12 protein-coding genes are annotated in these 13,904 nt (G+C 72.2%); 4 read left to right on the plus strand and 8 right to left on the minus strand.

Annotation, left to right across the window (positions count from 1 at the left end; translation table 11 throughout):
* Positions 1-6 precede the first annotated feature (6 nt).
* From P8T65_RS42860 to P8T65_RS42885, 6 genes are all read right to left on the minus strand, one after another.
* Positions 7-903 (minus strand): EamA family transporter, encoded by an 897-nt coding sequence (locus P8T65_RS42860; protein ID WP_316730847.1) that lies wholly within the window; start codon positions 901-903, stop codon positions 7-9.
* Entirely contained in the window at positions 900-1,988 is a 1,089-nt protein-coding gene (locus P8T65_RS42865) for a hypothetical protein (RefSeq protein ID WP_316730848.1), read from the minus strand. Before P8T65_RS42865 ends, P8T65_RS42860 begins: the two co-directional genes overlap by 4 nt.
* An 82-nt stretch (positions 1,989-2,070) precedes the next feature.
* Positions 2,071-2,520: an aspartate 1-decarboxylase gene (gene panD / locus P8T65_RS42870; protein ID WP_184897609.1), complete on the minus strand. Its 450-nt coding sequence runs from the start codon at positions 2,518-2,520 to the stop codon at positions 2,071-2,073.
* Positions 2,521-2,627: 107 nt separating this feature from the next.
* The gene (locus tag P8T65_RS42875; protein ID WP_316730849.1) at positions 2,628-4,004 is read right to left on the minus strand and encodes a DUF6002 family protein; all 1,377 of its coding nucleotides are present in this window, start codon (positions 4,002-4,004) and stop codon (positions 2,628-2,630) included.
* On the minus strand, positions 4,001-4,582 hold the full coding sequence (locus tag P8T65_RS42880; protein ID WP_316730850.1) for a thiamine pyrophosphate-dependent enzyme: 582 nt from the start codon (positions 4,580-4,582) through the stop codon (positions 4,001-4,003). Before P8T65_RS42880 ends, P8T65_RS42875 begins: the two co-directional genes overlap by 4 nt.
* The gene (locus tag P8T65_RS42885; protein WP_316730851.1) at positions 4,579-5,010 is read right to left on the minus strand and encodes a hypothetical protein; all 432 of its coding nucleotides are present in this window, start codon (positions 5,008-5,010) and stop codon (positions 4,579-4,581) included. The genes P8T65_RS42880 and P8T65_RS42885 overlap by 4 nt, the downstream gene beginning before the upstream one ends.
* Positions 5,011-5,522: 512 nt before the next feature.
* Between P8T65_RS42885 and P8T65_RS42890 the strand changes: the two genes are divergently transcribed.
* The gene (locus P8T65_RS42890; RefSeq protein ID WP_316730852.1) at positions 5,523-6,374 is read left to right on the plus strand and encodes an alpha/beta fold hydrolase; all 852 of its coding nucleotides are present in this window, start codon (positions 5,523-5,525) and stop codon (positions 6,372-6,374) included.
* Between the two features lie 152 nt (positions 6,375-6,526).
* A complete protein-coding gene (locus P8T65_RS42895) occupies positions 6,527-7,645 on the plus strand; it encodes a transposase (protein WP_316730853.1) in 1,119 nt (372 codons plus the stop codon).
* Here the strand turns inward: P8T65_RS42895 and P8T65_RS42900 are convergent.
* A complete protein-coding gene (locus P8T65_RS42900) occupies positions 7,597-9,555 on the minus strand; it encodes a helix-turn-helix domain-containing protein (protein WP_316730854.1) in 1,959 nt (652 codons plus the stop codon). The genes P8T65_RS42895 and P8T65_RS42900 overlap by 49 nt on opposite strands.
* Before the next feature lie 299 nt (positions 9,556-9,854).
* Between P8T65_RS42900 and P8T65_RS42905 the strand changes: the two genes are divergently transcribed.
* A complete protein-coding gene (locus tag P8T65_RS42905) occupies positions 9,855-10,610 on the plus strand; it encodes a methyltransferase domain-containing protein (protein ID WP_316730855.1) in 756 nt (251 codons plus the stop codon).
* Between the two features lie 31 nt (positions 10,611-10,641).
* The gene (pabB, locus tag P8T65_RS42910; protein WP_316730856.1) at positions 10,642-12,732 is read left to right on the plus strand and encodes an aminodeoxychorismate synthase component I; all 2,091 of its coding nucleotides are present in this window, start codon (positions 10,642-10,644) and stop codon (positions 12,730-12,732) included.
* Here pabB and P8T65_RS42915 read toward each other — a convergent pair.
* Positions 12,716-13,885 carry a transaldolase family protein gene (locus P8T65_RS42915; RefSeq protein ID WP_316730857.1) on the minus strand — a complete coding sequence of 390 codons (1,170 nt, stop codon included), beginning with the start codon at positions 13,883-13,885 and terminating at the stop codon, positions 12,716-12,718. The two genes, pabB and P8T65_RS42915, sit on opposite strands and share 17 nt — an antisense overlap.
* Between the last annotated feature and the right edge of the window lie 19 nt (positions 13,886-13,904).

Consider the following 13,904-nt stretch of genomic DNA (forward strand, 5'->3'; position numbering starts at 1 on the left):
CCGAGCTCACTTCCGGCCGGGCGCCAGCGTGTTGCCGATGGAGGCGAGCACGACCGCCACGATCCCGGCGATCTGCCAGGCGGAGACGGCCTGGCCGAGGATCAGCAGCCCGAGAAGCGCGGCGACGGCGGGCTCCAGGCTCATCAGGACAGAGAAGCCCTGCGCCGGCATGCGGCGCAGGGCGTTGTTCTGCAGCGAGTAGGACACGACTTCGCACAGGAGGGCCACGCCGAGACAGCCCAGCAGCACCCAGGGGTCGAGCAACCGGGTGCCGGAGGTGGTCAGGGCCGGGGGAAGCGTCAGGAGGGCGGCCCACGCGGTCGCGACCGTCAGCCATCGCCCGTCCGCGGTCCGGCGCCCCAGGGCCGAGGAGACGAGGATGTAGCCGCCCCAGGTCACCGCCGCCCCGACGGCCAGCAGCACCCCGGTAACACCCACCGGACCCGTCGTGTCGGCCAGCGCGGTGAGACAGACCCCCACCGCGGCCAGCCCCGCCCACAGCAGACCGCGTGGTCGCATCGAGGAGAACAGGGCGATCGCCAGGGGGCCGGTGAACTCGATGGTGACGGCGACCCCCAACGGCAGCCGGTCGACGGCCGCGTAGAACGCCAGATGGTGCAGGGCCAGCAGGGTTCCGATGAGCAGGACGAGCCCGAGCGTCGCTCGGTCGCGCACGGCGCGCGGGGACGCCCGCATGACGGCCGCCAGGACGACGGCCGCGAACAGGAGCCGCAGGGCCACCACTCCCGCCACACCGGCGAGGGGGAACAGCAGTTTGGCGAGGGCGGCGCCCAGCTCCAGGGCGACGATGCCACCGAGCACCATCAGGGTGGGCGGCACGCCCGGCCCCGCGGTCGTGTCCGGCACCACGGAGGCCCGCCTCTCGCGTTGGCCCTCCCTCATGCGCAGGCCCGTGGCGGCAGGTTCCGCAGCCGTGTCCTCAGCGCGAGCATCCGGGCGCACCTTTCCCGTATGTCCGAGACGTGTGACGGGCGCAGGACGTCCGGCAGTTCCTTGTCGGTGTCCGGGTCGCCCTCCGCCGTGAAGCGGACCTCGCCGTCCGGCCTGACCTGGACGCCGTCCGATACCGCCCAACGCTGGTTGAGGGCGACGGCCCGCTCCCGGGACATTCCCCGGGGCAGGTCGAGGTGGATGCGGCCCGAGCGGATCCGCACGGGGTAACCGCCGGGCAGGCCCGCGGGCCCCGGGAGGTTCGCGTGCGTGTCGCGCCCGTCGAGGAGGTGCCCGAGGAGAAGGGCCGTGGCATGGCCGCCCACCGCGTTGAGTTCGGACCTCGGGGTGCCGCGCTGTGCGCGCAGCGCGTCGGTGACCTCCGCCATGGGCGCCTCGTCGAGCCAGGCCAGCGCTTCGTCGTCTGGGTGGCGCGGCGCGTGAAGATGTACGTGATGACCCAGCACGCGCAGGGTTCCCGGTGTTTCCTCGGCACTCAGCGCGGACCGCAGCGAGGCGGCGATCGTCATGACGTTGCCCGTCCCGCAGAACACGGGGACGCCGAGCGCGTCCAGCACGGGATTGACCGCGTCAGGGAAACAGGCGTTCACCAGCAGGGCCCGCGGACTCACCTCGGCGATCGCCTCTCCCAGAGTGAGGGCGTGCACCGACTGCAGCGGCAGGGTCACGCCGAACCCGGCCCGGGCCACGAGATCGCTCCAGGCCGACGGAGTGCGCGTCCCCTCCCAAGGTGACTGGTGCGAGGCGCAGTTGAGAACGACGGCGGGCCGAACGCGTGCCAGCACGGCACGGAACACCTCGGCGGAGTACTCCGGCGCCGGCAGCGCGCGGAACACCGCCCCGGTCCCGCTGAGTGCGGCGCGCGTGTTCGCGACATAGCAGACCTCCGCCGCGTTGCGCGGTGTGCCCGACAGCAGGGTCACGGTGCACCGCTCGGCGGCGGTGGTGGCGAGGGACGAGCGGATCGCCCGCGTGAGCGATCCCACTCCGACGATCAGGATGTCGCGACTGGTCAATGGAATTCCTCTGAGGTCGTCCCGCGACGGGCGGGCGCGGGACCGGACCCGCGACGGGCGGGTCCGGTCCCGCACGGCATTCCTACCGTGCCGCGGGGTGCGGGGCGGAGGGGTGAGGTTCCTTCAGCTGGTCGCCGCGGAAGGTGCCCGTTCCCTCGGGGGCGGCGGCCGGGTCGGTGCCCTCGTGAATGATCTTGTTCGAACCGTCGACGAAGAGGACCCGGGGCTCGTGCGTCTTGGTCTCCTCCTCGGTGACGCCGGCGTACGCCATGATGATCACGAGGTCGCCCGGCAGCGCGAGCCGGGTGGTCGGGCCGTTGATCCCGATGACACCGCTCCCGCGGGGGCCCGGAAGGGCGTAGGTCGTCCAGCGCGCGCCGTTGTTGAGGACGACGACGTCCACTTTTTCGTGCGGCAGGATGTCGGCCTTCTCCATGAGGTCGGGGTCGAGGGTGATCGAACCGATGTAGTGCAGGTCCGCCTGGGTCACGGTCGCCCGGTGGATCTTCGACTTGAGCAGTTCACGCTTCACGGGTCGTCAACTCCTTCTCGGTTCTCGCCTTCGGGGTTCTTCGCCGCACGGTTCTTCGTCGAACAGTTCTTCACCGCACGGTTCTTCTCGGGACGGCGGGGGAGAGGTCACCGGGCCTCGGAGACCAGCAGGGCCATGTGCTGCGCGTCGGTCACCACCTGTACCTGGTCCGGTCGTACACCTTCGCCCACGGGCCGGTGATAGACCCCGGAGCCGTGGACCACGAGGTCGCCGAAGCCGTCGGCCAGTCCTCGGTCGACAGCGTTGAAGACACCGGTCAGCGCCATGACCAGCGACCACTCCCCGAGCGTGCGCGGGTCGTCGGGCAGCTCACAGCCGGTGCCGCGCAGATACCGCCGCACCTCGCCGTAGCGGGCCAGGCACTCCTGCAGCGACACGATGACGCCCGAGCCGCCGTGCGCCTTCATCAGCCCGGTCATCTCGGGCGCGGTCGGGGGCTCCTTGGTGTAGAAGGTCGGCTCCAGGTTCTCCCGTTCGGACCAGGTGGTCCGCGGAAAGTGGGGCGAGGCGTCCTGTCGCAGCAGTCCGGTGCGGCTGTCGTGCCGGTACTCGACGCGGGGCTCCTCGCCCGTCCGGGCACGCAGGAAGTGCCGCACCATGTCGCTCGTCTCGGAGTGCTGCACCAGCAGGAAGCCGGGCTGACGCACCGGCAGGCCCAGACTCGCCAGCAGGTCGAGGCCGCGCTGGTAGCCGAGGAGTCCGTAGGCGCTGGACACCGCGTGGGCATGCAGCCGGCGGCCGGGCCCGTCACCGAACTCGTATTCGAAGAAGGCCCGGCAGCAGTCCGCAGCCTGGTAGTTGGCGATGTTCAAGGACTGCCAGACACGCCACGGCCCGTGCCCGGGAGCCGACAGCACGCGCGTGAACTCCGCGCCGATCCTCTTCACCGCGGCCGGATCGTCGCCTTCGTACACCATCAACGGGTTCAGACGCCGCAGCTCGTCGGAGTCGATGAGCGGGTCGCGGCGGAACTTGTAGAGCGTCCCCCGCGGGGTCAGCGTCACGATGCGCAGTTCGTCGGGGTCCGCCAGCCCCAGCCGAAGGGCCCGCCCGACCGCGTCCCGCAGGGCGATCGCCTTGTTGCCCGACGAGGGGGTGAAGAGCAGGACCGGTTCGCCGGTGCGCCGGATGTGGCGGACGGCTCGCGCCACCATCAGCAGCGAGGCGGGGGTCTTGCCGGTGCGGGTCGCGGGATTCCTCGTCAGGTCCAGGAGCGTCAGCCGCTTGTCGCCGTAGTCGTCGAGCCCCGTCCACGACGCTCGCGCGACGCTGAAGAACTCCTCCCAGGTGTCGTTCAGCTCCGGGTAGTCGAACGCGGGGGTGAAGGTGTCGCCGGGCGCCCTGTCGCGAAGCCTCTCGGACACCAGCCGGATCCCGCGGTAGTAGCGCACGATCAGGCTGTCCGACGAGGTCGTCCTGATCTCCGAGTCGAACGTCGCGTGCGACGTGAGGGCGGTCGTCATACCTCCACCTTTCGTGGACCGGTCATCCAGTCGCGGAAGCGCAGGAAGTTGGCCGCGGGGTCCACCGCGATCCGTGGACTGCTCCCGGCGGGCGCGGGCTCCGTGGGGACGTACACCAGATGCGGCCCCCGGGGGGTGCGGACGAGCTCCGGCAGTCGTCGACGGAGGTCCGCCGGGTCCTCGATCCGTGTGCACGCGCGGTAGCCCATGGCCATGGCCATCAGGGGGATGTCGAACAGGGCGCTGGACGATTCCTGGCCGCCGGTCGACTCGTAGCCGCCGTTGTCGAGGACGAGGTGGAGGAGGTTCTCCGGCCCGTACTGCTTCACGACCATCAGCGCCCCGGGGTTCATGAGGAAGGCGCCGTCCCCGTCGACCACCACCGTGGTCCGGTGCGTCCGCCGGGCGATTCCCACACCGATCACCGAGGCCATCCCCATGGAGCCCGTCATGTACAGGTGGTTCGGCGCGTCGCCCGCGGCGAAGGCCTCCCGGCACGTGTAGCCCGTGGTGGACACGACAGGGCTGTCGTGTCCGTGGGCCACGACCGCCTCCAGCACGTCCGGTCGCCGCGTCACCGGGCCGCGCTCCAGCCGAAGGACTCCGGGGGCACCAGGAGGGCGACGGGCCCCGTCCGGTCCGCCAGCATGGTCTCGAACCACGCCACCGCACCGCGGTCGCCGTCCGGTCCGAACGTGCGCCAGGGCACCCCCAGACGGTCGAGCACGGGCACGGTCACCTCTCCCATGCCCCGGTTCTCCCGAGTGCCGTCGACACCGGTGCCGCGCATGCTGACGATCAGTCCGAGCGGCACGTCGAACGGTTCCACCAGGGACGCCATGACGTTGACGGACTGTCCGAAGCCCGAGTTCTGCATGAGCACGGCGCCACGCCCGCCGGCCAGGGCGGTGCCCACGGCCAGCGCGACGGCGTTGTCCTCACGATGGACGTACCGGAACTCCGGATGGTCCCCCCTCGAGTCGGCCGAGCAGCGGAGCCAGCACACCGCACGGGGTCGCCGCGCACAGGTCGGGGCACCACGTGGCCAGCACGGACGCGAGGTCCGCGACGCGACGGTGGGGGGAGTCCAGCCGGTCCGGTTCCACGGATGTGCTCGTGTTCACTGTCATGTGTGTTCTGTCTTCTTTCTCTCGGATCGAGGCGCTGCGTGCCGGGGGATCTCGCGCCGGGACCGCAGCGGTGTGAGCAGAGAGGGGAGTCCGTGGAGACGCGCCGCACGGGCCGATGTCGTCCACGGCGCACCAGACTTCCCGCGTTCCGGTGCCCGGGGCGAGGTGCGAGGGACACACCCTCGCGGCCCCCTCGCGGTGGTCCGGTCACCACCCGGCACCGCCCGGGACGCGGCAACCGCCCGAACCGGGCGCCGGGACGGTGCCCGGGCCACCACACCCCGGCCGCGAGGCCCGGACGGTGTCCCGGTGAGAGACTGTTCATGACGCACCGACACCGGAGTCCTCCGGTCGTCCATGCCTGGTGAGGACGGGAAGGAACCGACCGTTGCACGACTGGGAGTTGCCCGAGACCTTTGAAAGCCGGTCGGGGACAGTCCGATGGAACCGGCTGGGACCACGAGAGGGTGAACCCGTCGTGCTGTTGCACGGCACCCCGTTCTCCTCGTACGTGTGGCGGGAGATCGCCTCCGCGCTCGCCGACCGGGGCCATCAGGTGTTCGTCTGGGACATGCCCGGCTACGGTGCGTCCGAGAAGGCCGAGGGCCAGGACGTCTCCCTCGCGGCGCAGGGCGAGGTCTTCGCCGAGTTGGTGGCGCACTGGCGGCTGTCGGCCCCGTCCGTGGTCGCCCACGACTTCGGTGGCTGTGTCTCCCTCAGGGCCCATCTGCTGCACGACGTTCCCTACCGTCGCCTGGCGCTCGTCGATCCGGTGGCCCTCGCACCGTGGGGCTCACCGTTCTTCCGGCTGGTCGGCGAGTACGCGCACGTGTTCGAGCAGTTGCCGCCCGCACTGCACCGCGCGCTCGTGCGCGAGTACATCGCCTCGGCGAGCCACGCGGGGCTGCGCCCCGAGGCGGCCGACGCCCTGGCCTGGCCCTGGACGGACGAGACGGGACAAGCGGCGTTCTACCGGCAGATCGCCCAGGCCGACCAGCGCCACACCGACGAGATCCAGGGGCGGTACCGGGACATCGGTGTCCCCGTCACCGTGTGCTGGGGCGAGGAGGACTCCTGGATCCCCGTCGCGAAGGCCCATGAACTGGTGTCACTGATCCCCGGCGCGCGGCTGCGGCTCATCCCCGGCGCGGGCCATCTGGTGCCACTGGATGCGACCACGCGCCTGCTCGACGCACTGGTCGCCTTCCTCTCCGAGGACGACGGGGCGACGGAGACGTGAGTGGTGGCCCGGCCACCACCTCGCCGCCCGATTCGGGCGGTTGACGGGATCCTGGCCGGCGCCGGTTGGTGACCGGGCCACCCTCGGCGGGCGGCAGCGGTGTGTTCCTCCCACCTCGTCCTCCGCACCGGCGACGAGAAGCCTGGTGTGTCATGGAAGACATCGCCACCCAGCTGTGCGCCGTCCTGTTCACGGAGTTTCGCCGCTACGACCAGCGCATCCAGGCGCGGCAGTACCTGGACGGGCTGCTGAGCGCCGAGGGACGCAAGTCCATCGCCAACATCGCGTCGGCCGTCGGAGCACCCCGTGACGCCCAGCGGCTGCACCACTTCGTCAGCAGCTCGCGCTGGGAGTGGACGCCGCTGCGCCGGGCCCTCGCCCGCTTCCTCCAGACGACGGGACCCGCGTCGGCCTGGGTGCTGAAACCGGTGTCGATCCGCAAGACCGGCGAACACAGTGTGGGGGTGGGCCGGCACTTCTCGCCCGACACCCGTCAGCTCGTCAACGGCCAGCAGGCGTACGGCATGTGGTTCGCGTCCCCGAGCGTGACCGCACCGGTCAGCTGGCGCCTGAGGCTGACCGGGCGGTGGAGCGACGACGCGGCGGCGGACACCGGCCGGTACGACACCGTCACCGGGCTCCTGGACGACGTACGCCGCTGGAGCGACCCGCCGCGGCCGGCGCTGCTCGATGTGCGCGGCGTACCGGAGGAGGAAGGTCTCGTGACACGGCGTCTGGAGGCCGGGTTCCCGCTCGTGGTGCGGATCGGCGGGCGGATGCGGATCGCGGCGGAACATCCGACGTCGGGAGGTCACGGCCCCTGCGTCGCCCCCGCGCAGCGGATCCTCGACAGGGCGCTGCGATCGCGGCACACCCGGTCGCCCACGGGAGGCGGTCGGCCGGACACGGCGTTCGTGACCACCCCGGTGCGCCTCGCCGGCCAAGGGCCGGGCCGCGGGCCGCTCACCGCCCTCGGGGTCTGGCACGACCTGCGCCACCCGCCGTCGCAGGTGTGGCTGACCAATGTGCCCGCCCTCTCCGCGCCCGCGTTGCTGAACCTCACCCGGTTGTCCGGGAGAGCCGAGCAGGGCTGGCGCACCCTTGGCGAGGCGGTGGGACTGCGCGACTTCGAGGGCCGGTCGCTGGAGGGCTGGCACCGGCACATGACCCTGGCCTCCTGCGCCTACGCGATCTCCGCCCTGACTGCGGCGGACGCCGCCGGTCAGTCGGTGTACGGCTCGGGCTCGAAGGTCTGCGGGCTGTCCGCCTGAGAGGAGGGCTCCGTCGTCCGGCGGGCCCGCCTCCGGTGGCGCAGGATGCGATTCGTCCGGTGGAGGCGCAGAGCCAGTTGCACGTCGAGTGCCTTCTCCGGCTTCGACCAGTCCGCGCCGAGGAGTTCGGCCACGCGCTCCAGGCGCCGGGAGACCGTGTTGGGGTGCACGTGCAGCAGTTCCGCCGCGTTGGTCGGACTGCCGCCCGCGGCGAAGAACGCGTCCAGGGTTCTCGTCAGATCCGTCAGCCGCTGTGCGTCGTAGTCGAGCACCGGCCCGATCGTGGAGTCGACGAACGCGGCCACGTCGCGGTCGTCCGAGAGCAGCACGCCGAGGAAGCCCAGGTCCGCCGCCGACGCGCTGGCCCCCTCGTTGCCGAGCGCGACCAGCGCCTCCATACAGCGCATGGCCTCCTGATGGGCCTTGCGCACCCGGTCCAGCCCCCGGACCGGCCCGCCCGCGCCCACCGTGGCCGGGTGTCCCAGCAGCCCGTCCAGCTGGTCGGAGACCGACCGGGCGAAGTCCCCCGCTCCCCAGCCGGGCTCGGGGGCGGCCGACATGGGCACCAGCAGGGAGATGCACCCGCTCTGGATGCTGCGGAGTCCGCCCACGCGGTGCGCGTACGAGGCCGCCCAGCTCGCGACGCGCCCGGCGGTACCGCCCTCGGGGCGCACGACCACCAGGACGAACGACTGGTCGTGGGCGATGCCCAGTCTGCTCGCCCGCAGTTCGAGCTGTTTGAGCGGTCGTCGCTCAAGGGCCAGCAGGTCGTCGAACAACTCGTCACGGAAGGGGCTCGCCGCTGTCGCCTCACTGCGCTGGACCTGGAGGAGAACGGCGACGGCCTGTGCCGCAAGGCGCAAGCGGCGTACACCGGCTTCGTCCAGCGGCCGCCGCGGGTGCACCAGCAGTACGGCGAGTTCCTCGCTGCCCGCCATGACCGGCACGGCCCACACCCCCGTTCGGCCCTGGTTCGCGCGCTGTGCGCCGACCGTGGCGGCCGTCCGGACGGCCGCCCGTGCCTCCTCCTCGTCGATCTCGGGCAGCGTCCCGACGGAGGCGAGCGAGCGATGTTCCATGTCCCGCACGAGCACGGCCCCGTCCAGGGCGTCGGCCACCTCGGTGGCCAGCGTCTGCAGGCCGCCGCCCGCGAGGGCGAGGTCGACCAGTCTGCTGTGCGTCTCCCCGAGGCGGCGGAAGTCGGTGAGGCCGACGACGTCCGCGTGGCTGCGCTCCAGGGCGCGGGTCTTGTCTATGGCCACGGCCGCCAGGCCGCCGAGCGAACTCATCAGGGCGACGTCGTTGACACTGAAGTGGCGCACGTTCCGGTCGGCCGCATACAGCACGCCGAACGTGCGGCCGCCGACCGACAGCGGAGCGGCGATGATCGCTCGGATCCCCTCCGCTCGCACCACGTCGTCGAGTACGCCGGTGTGCCGGAAACTGTCGTCGGAGAGGTAGTCGGGGGTCCAGATGGGGACGCCCTTCTCGGTCGCCGCGCGGCCGAGGCCCGATTCGTCGGGCACTCGGTAACCGACCGTCAGGGCTGAGGCGTGGCCGTCCGCGCTCTGCACGAAACTCCCGTTCCCGCCGTCGTCATGGAAGCTGATGTAGGACATGTCCATGCTGAGCAGGCCGCGCGTGCGCCGGGTGATGGTCCCCATGAGGGTGTCGAGCTCGTAGGGCAGCGTGAGATCGCGCGCCGTGTCGACGAGCGCGGACAGCTCCGCCTCTCGCTGCTTGCGGCGGGCGAACAGCGAGTGGACCTGGAGGGCCAGGCTCTCGGCCCGTTCCAGTCGCAGGACCGCCTCGCGGTCCGGCTTCGGGTCCCCGCGGCCGAAACCTCTCACGAGTTCCCGCACCCGTGCCGGCGGGGCCTCCGCCGCGAGGAGTTCGAGGACGGAGAGCATGTGTGCGCTCTCGTCCGGTCGTCCGCCTTCGGATATCGGTAACTCGTCTGAACGCACGCTTCTCCCCCACGCACCGGATCCGCCATGTCCGCACACGGCGGTTGCCTGCCGTCCCGGCTGAGGCCGCCCCCGCGCACTCGCACGCCTGCCCAGCATGGGGCGCACCCAACCCTGTGGCCGAGCCACCACCGAGGCGGCCGGGGCTGTCACTCGATCACCTTCCGGGCGCGGGCCCCCATCGAGAAAGGTGTGAGGAGTTCGACTCGCCGGAGCACCACACACCTCTTCCGGAGGCCCTGATGTCCGACGTCCGTGACCACCTCAAGTCGCTCGAACGCAGCCACCGCTCGCTGACCCGGCCCGACAGGCCCGGGGAGTTCACCCTCCTGGGCCGACGCTGGGACCTGCTCGGCGAGGTCTTCGCGCCCCTCTACTCCCCCTCGACCCGCATCGGCGCCGAGTTCCTCGGGCTCGCCGGCACCACCCCCCACCGGTCGCCCCTCTCCCTCCTGGAGATCGGCTGCGGCGCCGGCGTCATCGCCGTCCAGGCGGCACTCGCCGGCTGGGGCCCCGTCGTCGCGACGGACATCAACGAACGTGCTGTGGAGAACACACGCCTCAACGCCGAACGGCACCGGGTCACCGACCGCGTCACCGCACTGCACGGCGACCTCTTCTCGGCCCTCGACCCCGGGGCCCGGTTCGACCGGATCTTCTGGAGCTCCAACTACGTGATGGCGCCGCCCGACTACACGTACCGCAGCGACCACGAGCGGGCCTACGTCGACCCCGGCTACCGCGCGCACGGCAGGTACCTCTCCGAGGTCCTGCACCATCTGACCGACGAGGGGATCGCCCTCCTGCACTTCAGCGACCGGGGCGACCTCGGCGCCCTGCGCCGGATCGCCGCCGGGTGCGACCGGGAACTGCGCACGCTCCGGACCCGCACCGTCCACGAAGGACCCGACCCGGTGGAGCACATGCTGCTGGAGATACGACCGGCCCGGGAGCGCGGGGCCCGGCCCGGACCGGGCCTCGACCTCGCCCACGCCTGACGGCACCGACCACGAAAAGGGCCCCACCCCCATGCGCACACTGCTCGTCGACAACCACGACTCCTTCACCTACAACCTGTTCCACCACCTGGCCGAACTCGGCGGCCGGGAACCGACCGTCGTCGGCAACGACGACCCCCACTGGCGGGCCGCCCACCTCGCGGCCTTCGACGCCGTGGTCCTCTCGCCCGGACCCGGGCACCCGGGCCGTGTGGGCGACTTCGGCATCTGCCGCGAGATCGTCGACACCGCCGGCATCCCCCTCCTCGGCGTGTGCCTGGGCCACCAGGGCATAGCCGTGGCGGGCGGGGGAGTGGTGGGCCGGGCACCGGAGCCCCGCCACGGCCGTGCCTCCCCCGTCTTCCACACGGGCCGGGAGATCTTCGCCGGACTGCCGAGCCCCTTCGAAGCCGTGCGGTACCACTCCCTCGCGGTGCACACCCTCCCCGCCGCCCTCGAAGCGACCGCCTGGACCCCGGACGGCACACTCATGGGCCTGCGCCATCGGGACCGTCCCCTGTGGGGAGTCCAGTTCCACCCTGAGTCCATCGGTACCCCGTACGGCCGTCGGCTCCTGCGCAACTTCCTGCGACGGGCCGGCGGACGACGGCGCGGGCCGGTGCCCGCGGCGAAATCGCCGGAGCGGCCCGCTCGACGTCGACTGACCGTCCACGCCCGCCAGTTGGCGACCCGTTGGAACGAGGAAGTGGTCTTCGAGCACCTCTACGGGGCCGCCACCCACGCGTTCTGGCTCGACAGCAGCCGCACCGACGACGACTCCGGCCGGTTCTCCTTCATGGGCGACGCGTCCGGCCCGCTCTCCCGCGTCGCCACCGCCGACGTGCACAGCCGGACGGTCCGGATCACCACGCGGGACGGCCTGCGCCTGGTCACGGGCGGCTTCCTCGACTGGCTCGACAAGGACCTGCGTTCGCTACGGGTCGACGCCCCGGACCTGCCGTTCGACTTCGCACTCGGCTGGGTCGGCAGCCTGGGCTACGAACTGGCGGCCGAATGCGGCGGCCGGCCGACCCACCAGTCCTCCGAACCGGACGCGACCATGCTGTTCGTCGACCGAGCGGTGGTGTTCGACCACCACACCGGAACCACCCATCTGCTGGCGCTGGCCGAGGACGACGCGACCTCCACCGCGACCTCCTGGCTCGACCGGACGGCCGCCCGACTGGCCCTCCTGGCGGGCAGGGAACCGGCACCGGCGCCTGCCGCACCCGCACCCGCGGAGGGCGGCCGGATCGAGTTGCGCCACGACCGGGACGCCTACCTGGAACTGATCCGGCGCTGCCAGGAACAGATCGCCGCCGGCGAGTCGTACGAGATCTGTCTCACCAACATGGCCGAGGCAGCGGCCGTGCTGGATCCCTGGCAGGGCTACCGCCGGCTGCGCCGGATCAGCCCCAGCGCCCACGGCTCCCTGCTGCGGTTCGGCGACCTGTCCGTGTTGAGCAGTTCGCCGGAGCGCTTCCTGCGGGTGCGGACCGACGGCACGGCCGAGTCCCGCCCCATCAAGGGCACCCGTCCGCGCGGGAACACTCCCGCTCACGACCGTGCCCTCGCCAAGGAACTGCGCGCGGACGAGAAGGAACGCGCGGAGAACCTGATGATCGTCGACCTGGTCCGCAACGACCTCGGCCGATGCTGCGAGATCGGCTCGGTCACCGCCTCCGAGGTCTTCACCGTGGAGACGCACGCCACCGTGCACCAACTGGTCAGCACCGTACGCGGCACTCTGCGGCCGGACAGCGGCGCGGTGCGCTGCGTGCGCGCCGCGTTCCCCGGGGGTTCCATGACCGGAGCCCCGAAGGAACGGACCATGCGGATCATCGACGACCTGGAGGGCGGGGCGCGGGGCGTCTACTCCGGCGCGATCGGCTACTTCTCCCTGCTCGGCACCGCTGACCTGTCCATCGTGATCCGTACGGCGGTGGTCACACCCGACCGCGTGCGGTACGGCATCGGCGGGGCGATCACCGCGTTGTCGGACCCCGAGGCCGAGTTCGAGGAGACGGCGGTGAAGGCGGCCCCGCTGCTCGCGCTGATCGGCGGGGAGTTCCCGGGCCGACGGCCGGCGCTCACGGAGGCGGGCCTCACAGGTACGCCCTGACGCACGGGGCGTCCCGTACGGCGTCGAGCAACTCCGCACGATCCCGCGACCGCTGCCGCAACCGGAGCCGGTCCAGGTCCGCGCCCAGCCTGCCGACGTCGACGCCCCGCCGCCGCAGTGCCGCCACGGTGTCGTGCGCCGCCGGCGCCTCCCCGGACAGGGAGTCGCCGCGCGGCCGCGCACGGCGAGCGGCTTCCGCCGCGCCACGGGGCGCCAGTACATGGGCCGTCCGCCACGCCACGATCTCCTCCACCTGACGCACGTCGGTATCCGGCTCACCGGCGCCGAGGTCCTCGTCCTGGTCGGCGCGGGACCAGACGAGCCGCTGCGGTCGGGCGCCGGCGTTGCGCAGCGCGCGCCAGCGGCAGGAGTCCAGCCGCCGCTCATGGAGGTCGTAGGCGACGCGGGCCAGGGCGAGGGCGGTACGGCCGCGCGGTCCGGCGGCGTCAGCGGAGCCGCCCGGCCCGCCGAGCCGGCGGTCCACCGCGGCCTCCACCGCGGCCACGTCCAGGGCGGCCACACAGGCGCCCCGGGGCGCCCGCCCGGCGCGGTGCGCCCGCTCCAGGCCCTCCCAACCGGCGTCGAGGACCTCCGCGTAGCGCTCCACCGAGTGCAGGGGAGCCACGTACACGCCGATGCCTTCGGCCATGCACGCGCGCACCACGTCCAGACCGGCGTCGGTCGCGGCGACCGTCACCAGCAGGTTCGGGCGGTTGACCGCCAGGGCGAGGGCGCGCACCTCGTCGAGCGCGGACGGGCCGTCGTCCGCCAGCCGTGCGTCGAGTTCCGCGCAGACCCAGCCGTCGAGGCCCTCCGCGGCCGCGTGCACGGGGGCGAGGAGGTCGCACGCCCAGCGCGCGTCGTACGCGGACAGGGCGCGCACGATCTCCTCCGGCGAGGCGCGCCGCCGCGCGAGGAGACTCAACTGTTCGAGGTAGGCGTGGTCGCCGTGCCGCCGGAGCTCACGCGTCATCGCCGCAGCGGACAGAACCACGCCGGTGACGTACGCGTCGGCGACCCATGCCCGCAGCGAGCCGTCCACGAGTTCCGGCCTGCCCACCCCCGCGAGCCAGAGGGACACCCCCTCCGCGGCGAGAGTCCGCAGCACCGAGCCGTCCCCGGGGCCCTCGGCGGCACAGTGTTCGTCTCCCATCCGTCCTCCTGTCGTCAGC

Origin of the sequence: Streptomyces sp. 11x1, assembly GCF_032598905.1 — a bacterium.
Taxonomy (GTDB): Bacteria; Actinomycetota; Actinomycetes; order Streptomycetales; family Streptomycetaceae; genus Streptomyces.

What these genes read in the sequence shown, in the direction of transcription:
- P8T65_RS42860 (WP_316730847.1), bottom strand. Translation starts at nt 903, where the DNA reads ATGAGGGAGGGCCAACGCGAGAGGCGGGCCTCCGTGGTGCCGGACACG.
- P8T65_RS42875 (WP_316730849.1), bottom strand. Translation starts at nt 4,004, where the DNA reads ATGACGACCGCCCTCACGTCGCACGCGACGTTCGACTCGGAGATCAGG.
- P8T65_RS42895 (WP_316730853.1), top strand. Translation starts at nt 6,527, where the DNA reads ATGGAAGACATCGCCACCCAGCTGTGCGCCGTCCTGTTCACGGAGTTT.
- P8T65_RS42900 (WP_316730854.1), bottom strand. Translation starts at nt 9,555, where the DNA reads ATGCTCTCCGTCCTCGAACTCCTCGCGGCGGAGGCCCCGCCGGCACGG.
- P8T65_RS42905 (WP_316730855.1), top strand. Translation starts at nt 9,855, where the DNA reads ATGTCCGACGTCCGTGACCACCTCAAGTCGCTCGAACGCAGCCACCGC.
- pabB (WP_316730856.1), top strand. Translation starts at nt 10,642, where the DNA reads ATGCGCACACTGCTCGTCGACAACCACGACTCCTTCACCTACAACCTG.
- P8T65_RS42915 (WP_316730857.1), bottom strand. Translation starts at nt 13,885, where the DNA reads ATGGGAGACGAACACTGTGCCGCCGAGGGCCCCGGGGACGGCTCGGTG.